This is a genomic window from Bacillus sp. FAU20 (assembly GCF_056033865.1).
The window spans coordinates 322,802-337,081 of the sequence record NZ_JBVYHY010000026.1; the positions used below are offsets into that span (position 1 = coordinate 322,802).

Here is a 14,280-nt window from a genome sequence, read left to right on the forward strand (position 1 = left end):
TATGAAGATAATTACAGCACGGCAAAACAATATACAAATTGTAAAAGATGCAGTGGATATTAAAGAAATTTCTAAAGGTTTTTCGCCTGATAAGAAATATATAATTACGAGTGCGAATAATGAAAAATATTTATTGCGGACAGGCGATATAAAAGAGTATGAAAGAAAGAAAATAGAGTTTCAAATTTTAAATGAAATGCAAAACCGTAGTGTGCAAGCACAAAAACCAATTGAAATGGGTTTGTTGGCAGAAGAAGGTTTATGCTATGGTATCTTTTCATATTTAGAAGGGGAGGAGGCGAAGAAGCTATTGCCTACGTATTCACCAAAAGAACAATATGATATTGGTATAGAGGCAGGAAAAGATTTAGCAAAAATGCATACATATGAAGCTCCTAATGATATACTTCCATGGTATGAAAGAGCAATGAAGAAACATAGTAAATATGTAGAGGCATACAAAACATGTGGAATAAAAATAAAAAATGATGATAAAATCATAAAGTTTATAGAAGAAAATGAAAAATATTTAAAGAACCGCCCGAATCGATTTCAACACGATGATTTTCACTTAGAAAATATAATTGTACGGGATGGAAAATATGTAGGTGTTGTTGATTTTAATGGCTACGACTGGGGCGATCCACTTCATGATTTTGTAAAAATTGCACTGTTTGCAAGGGACATTAGTATTCCGTATTCAATCGGACAAATAGAAGGATACTTTAATAGGAAAATACCAGAGGAGTTCTGGAAATTATACACGGTGTATGTTGGCATGACAGTTTTCTCCTCGATTGTCTGGACATTACGAGCAGCGCCGCATATGTTAGATGATATGTTAGAGCGTCTTACTATAGTTTTAGAGGATCATAATAACTTTGAGTTATCGAAGCCAATTTGGTTTCAACTAGATAAGATTGATAAGGAATAGAAAAGGTAGGTGTAATTCGCACCTACCTTTATTTTTTACCATCAAAATACTTATTTAATTTTCTTAAATGTAAGCGGCTGAGTACTTAATGTAGCTGGTACATATAACTGAAGGGATGGGAATTCACCACTTACATTCATTTCATAAGCGAATAATAAGCTCATTTTCATTTGGAATAAGTCAACTTTTGCAGAGAAGATGTCGTAATGATGATGCCCTAATTGAATATCCATTTCCATAAATTGTACATATAACGAATCATCTCGTTTGTATACTTGTAATGTTCCGTATGCAGGATGTTCAAAAGTACCAGTATAATCCTCTAACTTGTGCGAAGGTGTAGTCCCTTTAATTTGTTCAGGGAGGGATTCAGTTGCTTCTTTCATCATTTCCTTCATTTTTTTAGTATCTTCTACAGCACGTTTATGCCAATCAATGGATTCTAATTCAAGTAGTTCGTCATAAATTTGATTAGCCAGATAAGTAGGAAGTAATGTTCCTCCAGCATTCGTTAAAATGACAAGGCCTATGTTTTCTGTTGGTATGAATGAAACAAGCGCTGAAAATCCATCGATATTACCGCCATGATGAATCACTTTTTTACCACGATAAGCGCTAATAAACCAACCAAGACCGTAACTATTTAATGGAGATTCAGGGAGTGATAAAACCGGTTGATCTGGAATTGAATTGTGTGGTGTATACATTTGTTGTAATAATTCAGAGGAGATTAATTCATGATCTCCAAATTTTCCTTCATTTAAGTGGAGAAGTACCCAATTTGCCATATCTTCAATTGTAGAATTAATACACCCAGCAGCGCCAACTGTATCGATGTTATGGAATGGAACTTCTTTTATTTCACCTTCATTTTCAACGTAAGGTAAAGCATAATCATCTGTAGTTTGTGAATCTGTAACAGAGAAGTTTGTTTGATTCATATTTAAAGGCTCTAAAATATGTTCTGTAGTGTATTGCTCCCACGTTTGATTTGTAATGTTTTCAACAATGTAGCTAATTGTTGCATACATTAAGTTGTTATATAGAAATGCAGTCCGGAACGGTGCATCAAGTGGTAAATGTTTTATTTTTTCAACGAGATCTTTTCGAGATAAGGAAGAACTGTACCAAAGGGCCTCATGACGACTCACTCCAGTTCGATGAGAAGCTAAATCCAGTCCTGTAACTTGTGAGCTAGCAAGTAGTTCAGATAAAGTAAAGTTAGGTATATAAGACTGGATAGGGGTATCCCAATTAAACTTTTTTTGCTGTGCTAACAAACTTAATGAAAGTGTGCCAAATGCTTTCGTTGAGGAACCGATTGCGAATCGAGTATTCGGTGTAACAGCCTCTTTTGTTACTATATTACGATAGCCAAAACCTTCTGAAATAATAACGTCACCGTCTTTTATAACAGCGACAGCAGCACCAGGAACATTTAAATCCTTCATCATTTTTTCAACCGTTGTTTGTAAAGAAGTCATAACAGGCGTTCCAAGTTTAGACATACTTCTAACCTCCAAATATAAATTTTGTTCTACCGCACTATACTTTCGGTAATAGAAAATGAAAACCTTTTAAAATATGGAAACTTAATAATTTTGTAAGAATTAATGTAAGAAATTTTATTAATTAAGATTATTAAATTTACCATTTTTCATGTTATGATAAATTGCATATACGATTGAAAGAAGGTTTTCCTACATATGAAACATGCTGAAAATGAATACTTAAATTTATGCCGCCATGTAATGGAACATGGTACGAAGAAAGAAGACCGTACAGGGACAGGCACTGTATCTGTATTTGGATATCAAATGCGTTTTGATCTAAGTAAAGGTTTTCCTTTATTAACAACAAAGAGAGTACCGTTTCGCCTTGTAGCAAGTGAACTGCTTTGGTTTATGAAAGGTGATACAAATATTCGCTATTTATTGCAGCATAATAATAACATTTGGAATGAATGGGCGTTTAAGAGCTGGGTAGAAAGTGATGAGTATACTGGTCCTGACATGACTGATTTTGGTCTTCGCTCACAACAAGATGAAGAATTTAAAGTACAGTACGATGAGCAAATGGAATTGTTTAAAAAGAACGTTTTAGAAGATGATGAGTTCTCAAATAAATATGGTTATTTAGGAGACGTTTACGGTAAACAGTGGCGTGCTTGGAAAACGACAGCTGGTGAGACACTTGATCAATTAAAAGATGTAATTGAAATGATTAAAAAAACACCAGACTCACGTCGTTTAATCGTTTCTGCTTGGAATCCTGAAGACGTACCAAATATGGCATTACCCCCTTGTCATACATTATTCCAATTTTATGTAGCGGACGGAAAACTTTCTTGTCAGCTATATCAAAGAAGTGGTGACATATTCCTTGGAATTCCATTTAACATCGCAAGTTATTCACTACTAACACATTTAATTGCACATGAATGTGGTCTTGAAGTAGGAGAATTTGTTCATACAATTGGAGATGCACACATTTATACGAATCATTTTGAACAAGTAGAAAAGCAATTGGCACGTGAACCACGTCCATTCCCGAAACTTACATTAAATCCAGATGTGAAATCTGTTTTCGATTTTGAAATGGAAGATTTAACGATTGAAGGATACGATCCGCATCCAGCAATTAAAGCACCGGTTGCAGTATAATTGTAGAGGAGATGAAAAAATGATTGTTTCATTTATGGTCGCTATGGACGAAAATAGAGTAATTGGTAAAGATAATAATTTACCTTGGCGTTTACCGAGTGAATTACAATACGTGAAGAAAACAACGATGGGTCACCCGCTTGTTATGGGAAGAAAGAACTATGAAGCGATTGGTAGACCACTGCCTGGAAGACGTAATATTATTGTAACTCGTAATGAAGGGTATCATGTTGAAGGCTGTGAAGTTGTTCATTCTGTAGAAGAAGTGTTCGAACTATGTAAAAATGAAGAAGAGATTTTTATTTTTGGCGGAGCGCAAATTTACGATCTCTTTTTACCTTATGTAGACAAGTTGTATATAACAAAAATCCATCATGCATTTGAAGGAGATACATTCTTCCCAGAAATGGATATGACAAATTGGAAAGAGATTTTTGTAGAAAAAGGTTTAACGGATGAAAAAAACCCGTATACGTATTATTACCATGTATATGAGAAACAACAATAATAATAAAGATTGATGTGAGAATTCACGTCAATCTTTTTATTTATATTCACCAATATAAGTTTATAGATGAGATTCGATAGTGCTATAATGAGAGGTAGCATGTAAAAATGCTAAAATTTTCAAAAGTACTAATATAGAAAGAGGAGGAGAATCGATTGAGAAAGATATGGGGGATTCTTTTTCTTTGCTTAACATTCATGTTAGTTGGATGTGGTAAAGAAGAAAAACCACAAGAAGTGTTTGATACATATGTAAAAGCGTGGAATAAACAAAAATTTGCAGATATGTATGATCAACTATCAAAAAATGCAAAAAAAGATATTTCAAAGAAAGAGTTTACTGAAAAATATGAGAAAATTTATTCTGGTATCGAAGTGAAAGACTTAAAGGTAGAAACAGGGGAAGTAAAAGAAGATAAAAAAGATGAAGGCCCTGTTCCTTTTAAAGTAAGCATGGATACAGTTGGTGGTAAAATTACATTTGGTCATGAAGCAAAAATGGTGAAAGAAAAAGATGGAGATAAAGAATCTTGGAAAATAGATTGGACTCCTGATTTTATTTTCCCTGGCATGACGAAAGATAGTAAAGTGCGTATGCAGACAACACAGCCAAAACGTGGTGAAATATACGATCGTAATGGAAAAGGTCTTGCAACGAATGGGAAAGCTTCTGAAATCGGATTGATTCCTGAAAAGTTAGGCGATACTGCTCCGCAAACGAAAGAAACAGTAGCGAAGTTGTTAAATATGTCTGTAGAAGAAATTGATCAAAAATTAGCTGCTAAATGGGTAAAACCAGGGTATCTCGTACCAATTGGAATTTTGCCTGAAGGGGCAACACAAAATACGTACATTGATTTACCAGGTGTTTCAACAAAACCTGTAAATGTTCGTACATATCCGTTAGGGGAAGCGGCAGCTCATCTGACTGGTTATATTGGAAAGGTAAATGCTGAAGATTTAAAAACGCTACAAAAGAAAGGCTATCAAGCTGATGATCCAGTTGGTAAAGCTGGTTTAGAGCAAGTATTAGAGGAAAAGCTACGCGGTAAAAAAGGTGGCCGTGTCTTTGTAGAAGATGCGCAAGGAAAAGAAATTAAAAACTTGGCAAAAACAGATGCTGTTGATGGAGAAAATGTAACTTTAACTATTGATAGTGTTGTTCAAGAAAAAACGTATAATGAAATGAAGGGCGAAGCTGGTTCAAGTGCAGCAATTAATCCGAAAAGTGGAGAAACAATTGCACTAGTAAGTAGTCCAGCATATGATCCTAATATAATTGCACGAGGGACATCAAAGGCACAACGCGAAGCGTGGAATAATGATCCGAAAAAACCAATGACAAATCGCTTTACACAATTGTCGGTACCAGGTTCTGTATTTAAACCTATTACAGCTGCAATTGGTCTTGAAACGAAAACGATTGATTCAAAAGAAGAGTTGAAAATTGAAGGATTAAAATGGACAAAAGATTCTTCTTGGGGTAATTACTATGTAACGCGTGTGAAAGATGCAAATCCGATTGATCTTGATAAGGCGATGAAATACTCGGATAATATTTACTTCGCACAAGAAGCTTTAAAAATCGGAAAAGACAAGTTTATGAGTGAAGCAAAAAAATTCGGATTCGATGAGAAACTACCAATTGAATATGGATTCCCTGCTTCTAAAATTGCAAATGACGGTATTAAAAATGATATTCAAATGGCAGATACAGGATATGGACAAGGACAAGTATTAATGACTCCTCTTCATTTAGCTTTAACGTATGCGCCAATTGTAAATGATGGAGCGATTCCGTCACCGTATATTATTAAAACAGATAAACAACCAAAAGCTTGGAAAGAAAATGTAATTTCTAAAGGAAATCAGGATATATTAAAAACTGCAATGACGAAAGTAATTAATGATCCAGATGGTACAGGGAAAATTGCTAAAATTGATGGCATGACTCTTGCTGGAAAAACAGGTACAGCGGAATTAAAAGTATCAAAAGAGGCCGAAGGAAAAGAACTAGGTTGGTTCGCTGCATTTGATTTAAATTCACCAGATGTGGTCATTACAATGATGATTGAAGATGTAAAAGGTAGAGGTGGAAGTAACATTCCAGCTGAAAAAGTAAAACATGTTTTTCAAAAATAATATGTAATAAAAGACTATCTCTATAATTTATAGAGATAGCCTTTTTGTGTGAGAAGTCTTAATATCTGTATACTAAATTTTAAAGAAACAAAATAAATCATTAACTTACGAAAAAAAAGTAGCTATTTTTTATTGACATCGATTGAAACTTTTTGTATCATACTTACATAAGGTAAGTTATTAACTTTCGAAAAATAAATCTTGAATTAAAGATAAAGAGAAAAAAGGGAGAGAATACAATGACAAAAGTACTATTTATTACAGCAAATCCAAATTCAGCAGAAGGTTCTTTCGGAATGGCAGTAGGGGAAGCTTTCATCGAAGCTTATAAAAACGAACATCCACAAGACGAAGTTGTAACAATTGATTTATTCAACACTACAGTACCAGCAATTGATGCAGATGTATTTGCTGCTTGGGGTAAATTTGCAGCAGGTGAAGGCTTTGAAGCTTTAACTGAAGTTCAACAACAAAAAGTAGCAGCAATGAACACAAACTTAGAAACATTTATGAATGCAGATCGTTATGTATTCGTAACTCCAATGTGGAACTTTAGCTATCCACCAGTAGTAAAAGCATACTTAGATAACGTAGCAATCGCAGGTAAAACATTCAAATATACTGAAAATGGTCCAGTCGGCTTATTAGAAGGTAAAAAAGCACTTCACATTCAAGCAACAGGTGGTGTATATTCTGAAGGAGCATACGCAGCTGTAGACTTCGGTCGCAATCATTTAAAAACTGTATTAGGATTTGTTGGTGTAAATGATACTGAATATATTGCAGTTGAAGGTATGAATGCAAACCCTGAAAAAGCACAAGAAATTAAAGAAGCCGCAATTGCTAATGCTCGTGAATTAGCAAAACGTTTCTAATATAGAATGCTTAAAAAGTCCAAACACTTGCTGTTTGGACTTTTTTTCTTCTTTTTCCTTCGTTTGTCTAGTATAATGAAGGTCGGAATGATAATAGGTGGGGGTTCTGTATGATTCAAACGTTTTTTAAAATCTTTTATTTAATTTTAATTGTAATTGCGATTACACCAAGAATGTGGCGTCTTAAAAGACAAGTAAATATGATGGCGCCAAAAGAAAAAGATAATGCTGTGTACAAAACGACAAATTGGTTTGGTAAGAAAATGGTACGTGTAGCTGGAGGGACAGTAGAAGTTAAAGGACTTGAAAATGTTCCGAAAGACAAGCCGGTACTAGTTGTAAGTAATCACCAAAGTAATATGGATATCCCTGTTTTACTAGGTTATTTAAATAAACCAATTGGATTCGTGTCAAAAGCAGAGATTAAAAAGTTCCCAGTTGTACCAACTTGGATGGAACTGATGAATTGTGTATTTATGGATCGTAGCGATCGTCGTCAATCTCTTAAAGCAATTAAAGATGGAATCGAACTATTAAAGAATGGACATTCTATCGTAATTTTCCCAGAAGGAACGAGAAGTAAGGGTGGGGAAGTTGGAGAGTTTAAGGCTGGTAGTTTCCATCTTGCAGTAAAGTCAGGTGTAGCAATTTTACCTGTAACGTTAGATGGTACATATAAGATGTTTGAAGCGAATGGAAATCGTATGAAGCCAGCTCATGCAATAGTAACAATTTCTAAGCCGATTACACCTGAAGATTATGCGAATATGGATATTAAAGAATTAACGAAGCATACACAGGAAGTTATCGCATCACAATTACATAAGTAATAAAAAAGGTTTCAGCTTATAGTAAGCTGAAACCTTTTTTATTATGCTGTAGGTAAGACATAAAAGAGTACACAGAAGAACATCATCGCACTACCACCTAAAACGAAAAGATGCCATATGGCATGGTTGAAAGGTAGCTTTTCCCAAAGGAAGAATATAGCTCCGACAGAATATAAAATTCCTCCTGCTAAAAGTAGTGAAAAACCATGTCCAGTTAGATTTTCATAAAGTGGTTTAATGGCAACGATTATGAGCCAGCCCATAATGATGTAACATAAAGTTGATGCCTTTATAAAGCGACGTACAAAGAAAATTTTGAAGATGATACCTCCGATTGCAAGTGTCCATATAATAGCAAGCAACGTCCATCCTAATGGCCCACGAAGTGTAATAAGTAGAAAAGGAGTATACGTGCCAGCAATTAATAAGTAAATGGCTGAATGATCTAAAATAGTAAATACTTTTTCTACTCTAGGATGATGAATGCTATGTAGCAACGTTGAAAACAAGTACAGTAAGAACATGCTTACACCATAAACAGTAAATGCAACTACAGCTGATGCGGTACCATGCTTTGAAGCATGAATAATCAATATGATTAAGGCAGGGATGCTTAAAATGGCACCGATACCATGTGTAATTGCATTTGCAATTTCTTCTTTTACAAATTGGGTCATTCGTGTCATTTTTTCAGTCATAATGCAAATCCTTTCTACTATCATAAAGTGAAACTTTAATCAGTGGGGGGCATCCCCCACTGATTATTAGTTGAACCAATCGGGCTTTTACGGGCAGTTGAGCCCCCACGTAACTTCTTGGCTTGCATTGAATTTTGAGGTGGTGGTTCTTACTGCCCGTTAAAGCGGGATAAAATAATATGTCATTTCCCTTACCATATCATACACAAGAGCAATAGAAAATGAAATTTGTATAATTGATTATATTTTTGAATTTTTTTGACAAAAGACAATGGATTTGTTGACGTTTTCAAACTTTTTTGACAAAATAAAATTATGTAATAGTAGGACAAGGAAACTACTAATAAAGGGGATGGGGAAATGTTTTCAAATATTGGCTTTCCAGGGTTAATTTTAATTTTAGTAGCAGTACTCATTTTATTTGGACCTAAAAAATTGCCGGAAATCGGGAAGGCTTTAGGGGAAACGTTAAAAGAGTTCAAAAAATCAACGAAAGAATTGACAGATGACGCATTTCAAGAAAAGGAAAAGAAAGAAAAAATGTAGTGTATTTTCCTTGTAATGGATAAATAAAGTGTGGTGAACGAGATGGAAGATCGGGAAATGAGCGTAGTAGAACATATTGTTGAGCTTCGAAAAAGAGTAATATATACGGTGTTATCCTTTGTACTATTTTTAATTATTGGATTTACTTTTACAAAGGATATTTATTTTTGGCTTGTAAAAGATTTACCAATGAAATTAACTGTTCTCGGTCCAAGTGATGTATTGTGGATTTTTTTCTCGATTGCTACAGTATTTGCTATCGTTTGTACAATTCCTTTTGCTGCTATACAAATTTGGTTATTTGTAAAACCAGGTTTACATCCAAATGAACAAAAGTTGACAATAATGTATATACCGGTATTGTCTATATTATTTATTGCAGGTTTATGCTTTGGATATTTCGTTGTAATGCCGTTTTTATTTCATTTTTTAACTACGATAGGTAATGAAATGTTTAATACGATGTTTACGACAGAAAAGTATTTTCATTTTGTTCTTAATTTAACAGTTCCATTTGCTGTAATTTTTGAATTGCCTGTAGTAGTAATGTTTTTAACGAGTATTGGACTATTGACGGCGGAACTTCTAATAAAAATAAGAAGGTATGCTTACGTAGCATTGATTATCATTGCGTCGTGTATATCACCGCCAGATTTTTTATCTCATAGTTTAGTTGCGGTACCGCTTATTTGTATTTATGAAATTAGTATTGCTTTATCAAAGATTGTTAGTAAGCGAAAAAAGAAAAGAGAAGAAGAAATTCAGTCGAAAAGTGCCTCGTTATAAAGGCACTTTTTTTATTTATTTGTTATACTCTAGCTATAAACGTATACAATATAGAGAAGAAAAAAAATATAGAATCTCCAAAATTTAGACAAACTTTGCGCTTTTATAAGTTTATACTAAATATATTAAGCAATATACGGATAACGAGTCCTCGTCTTATTAGAAATTTAGGATGAGGGATGGATTAGGTGGAGATGAATAGAGTATAAATCTTCTAACCATAAGGACTACAGAGATTGTCTAAGGATACTTTTGTATTCATGGGAGTCGCCACTTTAAACAACGTGTTACAAGCGTAAAGTAGAAGTTCAAAAATCCAATGAAAAAGAGGATTGATATTGTGATTACGAAAAGTTTTTATTTCACTCATTCAACAGGGGATTGTATTAAAATATTTGAAATCCCTGTCCTACAGGCACAGCATCCATTATCGTTTCTAATTCAGTCTCGTCTTCAATTATTTATTGCAAAAATTCAAAAACAAAAACACCCAAGATTTTCATATTCTTTCCGTGAATATTTACAAAAATGTTTGAAGTGGAATGATTATTTAAATGTATATAAAACAAATACCCTTGAAAAAAATGCATGATACGAAGTACGGACAGGGTTAGTAAACTCTGTCTTTTTCATTTTAGGTATGAAAATATAATTAATTTGATGAAATTTCGTTCCAAATTGTTGAAAGCAATGGGAATACTAGTATAATAACAAGGAGAGCGTATTGGAAAGGGAAGAAGTATAGTATGCAAAAAATTAAAATTGTAACAGATTCAACGGCAGATTTATCACAAGACGTAATCGAAAAATATGACATTCATGTTTTACCATTATCAATCTCTGTAAATGGACAAACATATTTAGATCGCGTTGATTTACAACCTGACGAATTTATTGAAGAAATGATTAAATCAGAGGAATTACCAAAAACATCACAACCAGCTATGGGTACATTTGTAGAAATGTATGACAAGCTAGGGGAAGATGGAAGCGAAGTCCTTTCTATCCATATGACAAGTGGAATGAGCGGTACTGTAGCAACTGCAAATAGCGCTGCATCAATGACCGATACAAAAGTAACAGTTGTTGATTCTCAATTTATTACACATGCTTTAGCATATCAAGTAATTGAAGCTGCAAAAATGGCAAATGACGGACGCTCACTAGAAGAAATTTTAAAACGTGTAGATGAAGTAAGAAAGAATACTCGTTTATATGTAGTAGTGGATACATTAGAAAACTTAGTGAAGGGTGGACGTATCGGTAAAGGAAAAGCGTTTATCGGTTCGCTACTTAATATAAAGCCAATTGCTAGTCTTGAAGACGGTGTTTATAATCCTGTAACGAAAGTTCGTAGCCAAGGCCAAATTGTAAAAACATTAGCTAAGTTATTTGAGCAAGATACGGCTGGAAAAGTTGTAAAAGCTGTTGCAATTCCGCATGCGAAAGCAATTCCTTTAGCTGAAAGTATGAAAGCGGCGGTTGAAAAAGTGAGTGGATTTGCTCAATCAGAAATTTTCTATACAACGCCTATTATTAGTACTCATACAGGTCCGGGCGCAATCGGATTTATGTATTTAGCAGAGTAATAAAAAAGCTACTTGAAAATATATTTCAAGTAGCTTTTTTATGTAAATAGAAAGTAAGAAATAAGAAGAGCTACACAGGCACTACCGCTAATGATATAGCGAGTCTGTAAATATTCATTCATAGAAAACACCCTTTATCCCGCTATTTGCGGACAATAAAACTCTCTACCTCAAAATTAGCTGGAGCAAAGAGGTAAGGTAGCGGGCTGCCCGTAAAAGCTTGATTATTTGCCTTCACTATAGGATTTTCTATATTATATGTTGGATATAGAAAATCAGTCATTACGTTACACATGTAAAGTTTCAATTTTTTCGTTTATTTGCTTATCATTTGTTGCGTTACTATAAATAAAAGTTTGGCCTAAAAAGAGTACATGCAGTTGTTCCCATGGTAACATGCGCAAATTCCAATTATTTCGAAGTCTAGTTATTGCCTCGCGGGGTGTTTCATCGGCGAGTGCAAAAGCTCCGTAATGCATCGGTATAAAATGCGTAGCGTTTAAATCTAAATAAGCTTGCACGGCCTCTTCAGGTGAAACATGAGATACTTTCATAAACCATTCTGGTTCATAAGCGCCAATGGGCATAAGAGCAATATCAATTAAAAAGCGTTCACCAATTTCTTTGAAACCTTGGAAATAGCCACTGTCGCCACAAAAATATATGGTTTCCATATTCGTTTCATTATCAATAATCCATCCGCCCCAGTGAGACGTATTCATATCAAATAAGAATCTTCTTGTCCAGTGCTGAGCAGGTACGAAGTGAAAAGAAACTTCGTTAATTATCGTACTTTCCCACCATTTATACTCTTCTACATGTTTAAATTTCTTACGAGTAAATAATTTTTTTAATCCAATAGGTACAAGATATAGAACATCATCATTCAACTGACGAAGAGTTGAAAAATCTAAATGATCATAATGACCATGTGAAATAAGGACAATATCAATTTTAGGTAGTTCTTCTATAGAGAGTCCAGGTTCGGTAAGTCTTGGAACTAGCTTTAATTTATTAGCCCATACTGGATCTGTTAATATATTAAGTCCATTCGTTTGAATAAGAAAAGTGGAATGCCCAATCCATGTGACAGTCGTTTTTTCAACATTGCTTTGCAAAAATGCACTTTGTTTAACGGGTGATTGTTCTACTAAGAAAGAAAAATCTTTTTTGTTTTGCTTTCGTTCTTTACGCCAGCGTAAAAAAGAGCGAATTGATTTTTTTGTACTAACATTATCCATATTTTCATAGCGCTTTGCCATAAACATCACCTCATTTAAAATCGTTGTATTTGTATTGTACCGAAATGTTGTTAAGGAATACAGTGTAAAACATGGATTAATGTTTAAGGAATTGTTAAAAAATAGGGAGAGGTATTTACAAAAGTAACAATAAAATTAGTTTTATCAATTCTATTTAGAGAAATAATAGTAAAAAAATATATTTTGTCTAGTAATTCGCTTGAAATAAAGAAGTAACATGCGTAAAATCGTACGATTTCGTGAACAAATGTAGTAAACAATTTTCTCGTAGTGTTAACTTTTGTTATTATAAACATAACCTATTTAAATTTAGGATAGAGAAAAGAGGTTTATAAATGAAGCGTTATCAAAAAATAATTGGTCTTATGGTTGTATTTTGTCTCTTTGTACTTGCCGGATGTAGTGAATCAGGTTCAAAGCTTCGTAAACCATTAAATTGGGATTTAGAAACTTTCCAATTTACAAATCAAGATGGAAAGCAATTCGGTACAAAAGATTTAAAAGGGAAAGTTTGGGTTGCAGATTTTATGTTCACAAATTGTCAGACAGTTTGTCCGCCAATGACTGCAAATATGGCCAAGCTGCAAAAGATGGCAAAAGAAGAGAAATTAGACGTTCAGTTTGTTTCATTTAGTGTAGATCCAGACCTTGATAAGCCAGAAAATCTGAAAGCTTTTATTCAGAAGTTTACAGAGGATACTAGTAACTGGAATTTATTAACAGGTTATTCGTTAGAAGATATTACAAAGTTTTCAAAAGATAATTTCCAATCACTTGTAGATAAGCCGGAGAACGGTCAGGTCATACATGGTACATCATTTTATTTAATTGATCAAAACGGAAAAGTAATGAAAAAGTATAGTGGCATTAGTAATACGCCATATGAAGACATTATACGTGATATGAAGCGATTAGTGGATTAAAAATAAGGGTGCATAGCACCCTTATTTTTTTGCATTAGTCTATGGATAAAATGTCATGTTGCTGGGGAAGTTTCGGCGCTCGAATTTCTAATACGCCGTTTTGATAAGAAGCTTTTGCCGCTTTTTTATTAATTGAATACGGTAACTTAATCAATCTTGATGCTTCTGAAATGGAACGTTCTCGGCGATAATAGTTATGGGATGTTTGTTCTTCTTCCTCTTCAAGTATCTCTTCTTTTACAGAGACTTTTAAGTATTCACTTTGTATTTCAATTTGAATTTGTTCTTTTTGTATACCTGGTAGTTCAGCTGTAACAACGAGTTCTTCACCAACTTCATATAAATCTACAGGGAATGTTAATAAACGGTTTCCTTTTTGGAAAAAATGATTTAAATCAGCGATTACATTGCGAAGAGGTGTTTGCTCGAAGAAATCATCAATTTGCTTTAAGTAATTACGAACCGGTGGGCGAGAAGAATCTTTTTTTTTCTTCACTCATGGTATTCCCTCCTAGAAATCAATTT

General features: G+C 33.9%; 15 protein-coding genes. 11 read left to right on the forward strand and 4 right to left on the reverse strand.

Translation table 11 applies throughout. The features are described from left to right. Position 1 precedes the first annotated feature (1 nt). Positions 2-934, forward strand: coding sequence for an aminoglycoside phosphotransferase family protein (locus AC0OM3_RS23570; RefSeq protein WP_000692076.1), 933 nt, complete (start codon positions 2-4; stop codon positions 932-934). A 50-nt stretch (positions 935-984) separates the two neighbouring features. Here the strand turns inward: AC0OM3_RS23570 and AC0OM3_RS23575 are convergent, their stop codons facing one another. Then, entirely contained in the window at positions 985-2,442 is a 1,458-nt protein-coding gene (locus AC0OM3_RS23575; RefSeq protein WP_000040029.1) for a serine hydrolase, read from the reverse strand. Between the two features lie 198 nt (positions 2,443-2,640). Here AC0OM3_RS23575 and AC0OM3_RS23580 point away from each other — a divergent pair, with 198 nt between their 5' ends. The 5 genes from AC0OM3_RS23580 (at position 2,641) to AC0OM3_RS23600 (ending at position 7,951) form a co-directional block, all read left to right on the forward strand. Continuing rightward, on the forward strand, positions 2,641-3,597 hold the full coding sequence (locus tag AC0OM3_RS23580) for a thymidylate synthase (protein WP_000679607.1): 957 nt from the start codon (positions 2,641-2,643) through the stop codon (positions 3,595-3,597). 19 nt (positions 3,598-3,616) lie between these two features. After that, positions 3,617-4,105 carry a dihydrofolate reductase gene (locus AC0OM3_RS23585; RefSeq protein WP_000637212.1) on the forward strand — a complete coding sequence of 163 codons (489 nt, stop codon included), beginning with the start codon at positions 3,617-3,619 and terminating at the stop codon, positions 4,103-4,105. A 155-nt stretch (positions 4,106-4,260) separates the two neighbouring features. Continuing rightward, positions 4,261-6,246: a penicillin-binding protein 3 gene (pbpC, locus tag AC0OM3_RS23590; RefSeq protein WP_001227260.1), complete on the forward strand. Its 1,986-nt coding sequence runs from the start codon at positions 4,261-4,263 to the stop codon at positions 6,244-6,246. Between the two features lie 239 nt (positions 6,247-6,485). Next, entirely contained in the window at positions 6,486-7,121 is a 636-nt protein-coding gene (locus AC0OM3_RS23595) for an FMN-dependent NADH-azoreductase (protein ID WP_000170025.1), read from the forward strand. Between the two features lie 110 nt (positions 7,122-7,231). Further along, the gene (locus tag AC0OM3_RS23600) at positions 7,232-7,951 is read left to right on the forward strand and encodes a lysophospholipid acyltransferase family protein (RefSeq protein WP_000616574.1); all 720 of its coding nucleotides are present in this window, start codon (positions 7,232-7,234) and stop codon (positions 7,949-7,951) included. Positions 7,952-7,992: 41 nt separating this feature from the next. On the opposite strand, the gene trhA is transcribed toward AC0OM3_RS23600, so the two are convergent. Next, positions 7,993-8,649 (reverse strand): PAQR family membrane homeostasis protein TrhA, encoded by a 657-nt coding sequence (gene trhA, locus AC0OM3_RS23605; RefSeq protein ID WP_002163996.1) that lies wholly within the window; start codon positions 8,647-8,649, stop codon positions 7,993-7,995. 360 nt (positions 8,650-9,009) lie between these two features. On the opposite strand from trhA, the gene AC0OM3_RS23610 reads away from it, so the two are divergent. The 4 genes from AC0OM3_RS23610 (at position 9,010) to AC0OM3_RS23625 (ending at position 11,570) form a co-directional block, all read left to right on the forward strand. After that, positions 9,010-9,195, forward strand: a complete 186-nt coding sequence (locus tag AC0OM3_RS23610) for a twin-arginine translocase TatA/TatE family subunit (RefSeq protein ID WP_000492443.1) — start codon at positions 9,010-9,012, stop codon at positions 9,193-9,195. A 42-nt stretch (positions 9,196-9,237) separates the two neighbouring features. Further along, positions 9,238-9,981, forward strand: coding sequence for a twin-arginine translocase subunit TatC (gene tatC / locus AC0OM3_RS23615; RefSeq protein WP_000390118.1), 744 nt, complete (start codon positions 9,238-9,240; stop codon positions 9,979-9,981). A 340-nt stretch (positions 9,982-10,321) separates the two neighbouring features. After that, positions 10,322-10,573: a DUF2535 family protein gene (locus AC0OM3_RS23620; RefSeq protein WP_000629011.1), complete on the forward strand. Its 252-nt coding sequence runs from the start codon at positions 10,322-10,324 to the stop codon at positions 10,571-10,573. A 154-nt stretch (positions 10,574-10,727) separates the two neighbouring features. Continuing rightward, complete coding sequence (locus tag AC0OM3_RS23625; protein ID WP_001169470.1) at positions 10,728-11,570, forward strand: DegV family protein; 843 nt, start codon at positions 10,728-10,730, stop codon at positions 11,568-11,570. A 287-nt stretch (positions 11,571-11,857) separates the two neighbouring features. On the opposite strand, the gene AC0OM3_RS23630 is transcribed toward AC0OM3_RS23625, so the two are convergent. Continuing rightward, complete coding sequence (locus tag AC0OM3_RS23630; protein ID WP_001129635.1) at positions 11,858-12,832, reverse strand: MBL fold metallo-hydrolase; 975 nt, start codon at positions 12,830-12,832, stop codon at positions 11,858-11,860. Between the two features lie 335 nt (positions 12,833-13,167). On the opposite strand from AC0OM3_RS23630, the gene AC0OM3_RS23635 reads away from it, so the two are divergent. Then, a complete protein-coding gene (locus AC0OM3_RS23635) occupies positions 13,168-13,755 on the forward strand; it encodes an SCO family protein (RefSeq protein ID WP_000833333.1) in 588 nt (195 codons plus the stop codon). A 34-nt stretch (positions 13,756-13,789) separates the two neighbouring features. Here the strand turns inward: AC0OM3_RS23635 and AC0OM3_RS23640 are convergent, their stop codons facing one another. Beyond that, a complete protein-coding gene (locus tag AC0OM3_RS23640) occupies positions 13,790-14,251 on the reverse strand; it encodes an Hsp20/alpha crystallin family protein (protein WP_474213123.1) in 462 nt (153 codons plus the stop codon). Positions 14,252-14,280: the final 29 nt, after the last annotated feature.

Excerpts from the sequence above, each read along its gene's own strand:
- AC0OM3_RS23585 (WP_000637212.1), top strand. The coding sequence starts at position 3,617 with ATGATTGTTTCATTTATGGTCGCTATGGACGAAAATAGAGTAATTGGT.
- AC0OM3_RS23575 (WP_000040029.1), bottom strand. The coding sequence starts at position 2,442 with ATGTCTAAACTTGGAACGCCTGTTATGACTTCTTTACAAACAACGGTT.
- trhA (WP_002163996.1), bottom strand. The coding sequence starts at position 8,649 with ATGACTGAAAAAATGACACGAATGACCCAATTTGTAAAAGAAGAAATT.
- tatC (WP_000390118.1), top strand. The coding sequence starts at position 9,238 with ATGGAAGATCGGGAAATGAGCGTAGTAGAACATATTGTTGAGCTTCGA.
- AC0OM3_RS23625 (WP_001169470.1), top strand. The coding sequence starts at position 10,728 with ATGCAAAAAATTAAAATTGTAACAGATTCAACGGCAGATTTATCACAA.
- AC0OM3_RS23580 (WP_000679607.1), top strand. The coding sequence starts at position 2,641 with ATGAAACATGCTGAAAATGAATACTTAAATTTATGCCGCCATGTAATG.
- AC0OM3_RS23635 (WP_000833333.1), top strand. The coding sequence starts at position 13,168 with ATGAAGCGTTATCAAAAAATAATTGGTCTTATGGTTGTATTTTGTCTC.
- AC0OM3_RS23610 (WP_000492443.1), top strand. The coding sequence starts at position 9,010 with ATGTTTTCAAATATTGGCTTTCCAGGGTTAATTTTAATTTTAGTAGCA.
- AC0OM3_RS23595 (WP_000170025.1), top strand. The coding sequence starts at position 6,486 with ATGACAAAAGTACTATTTATTACAGCAAATCCAAATTCAGCAGAAGGT.
- AC0OM3_RS23570 (WP_000692076.1), top strand. The coding sequence starts at position 2 with ATGAAGATAATTACAGCACGGCAAAACAATATACAAATTGTAAAAGAT.
- AC0OM3_RS23630 (WP_001129635.1), bottom strand. The coding sequence starts at position 12,832 with ATGGCAAAGCGCTATGAAAATATGGATAATGTTAGTACAAAAAAATCA.
- AC0OM3_RS23600 (WP_000616574.1), top strand. The coding sequence starts at position 7,232 with ATGATTCAAACGTTTTTTAAAATCTTTTATTTAATTTTAATTGTAATT.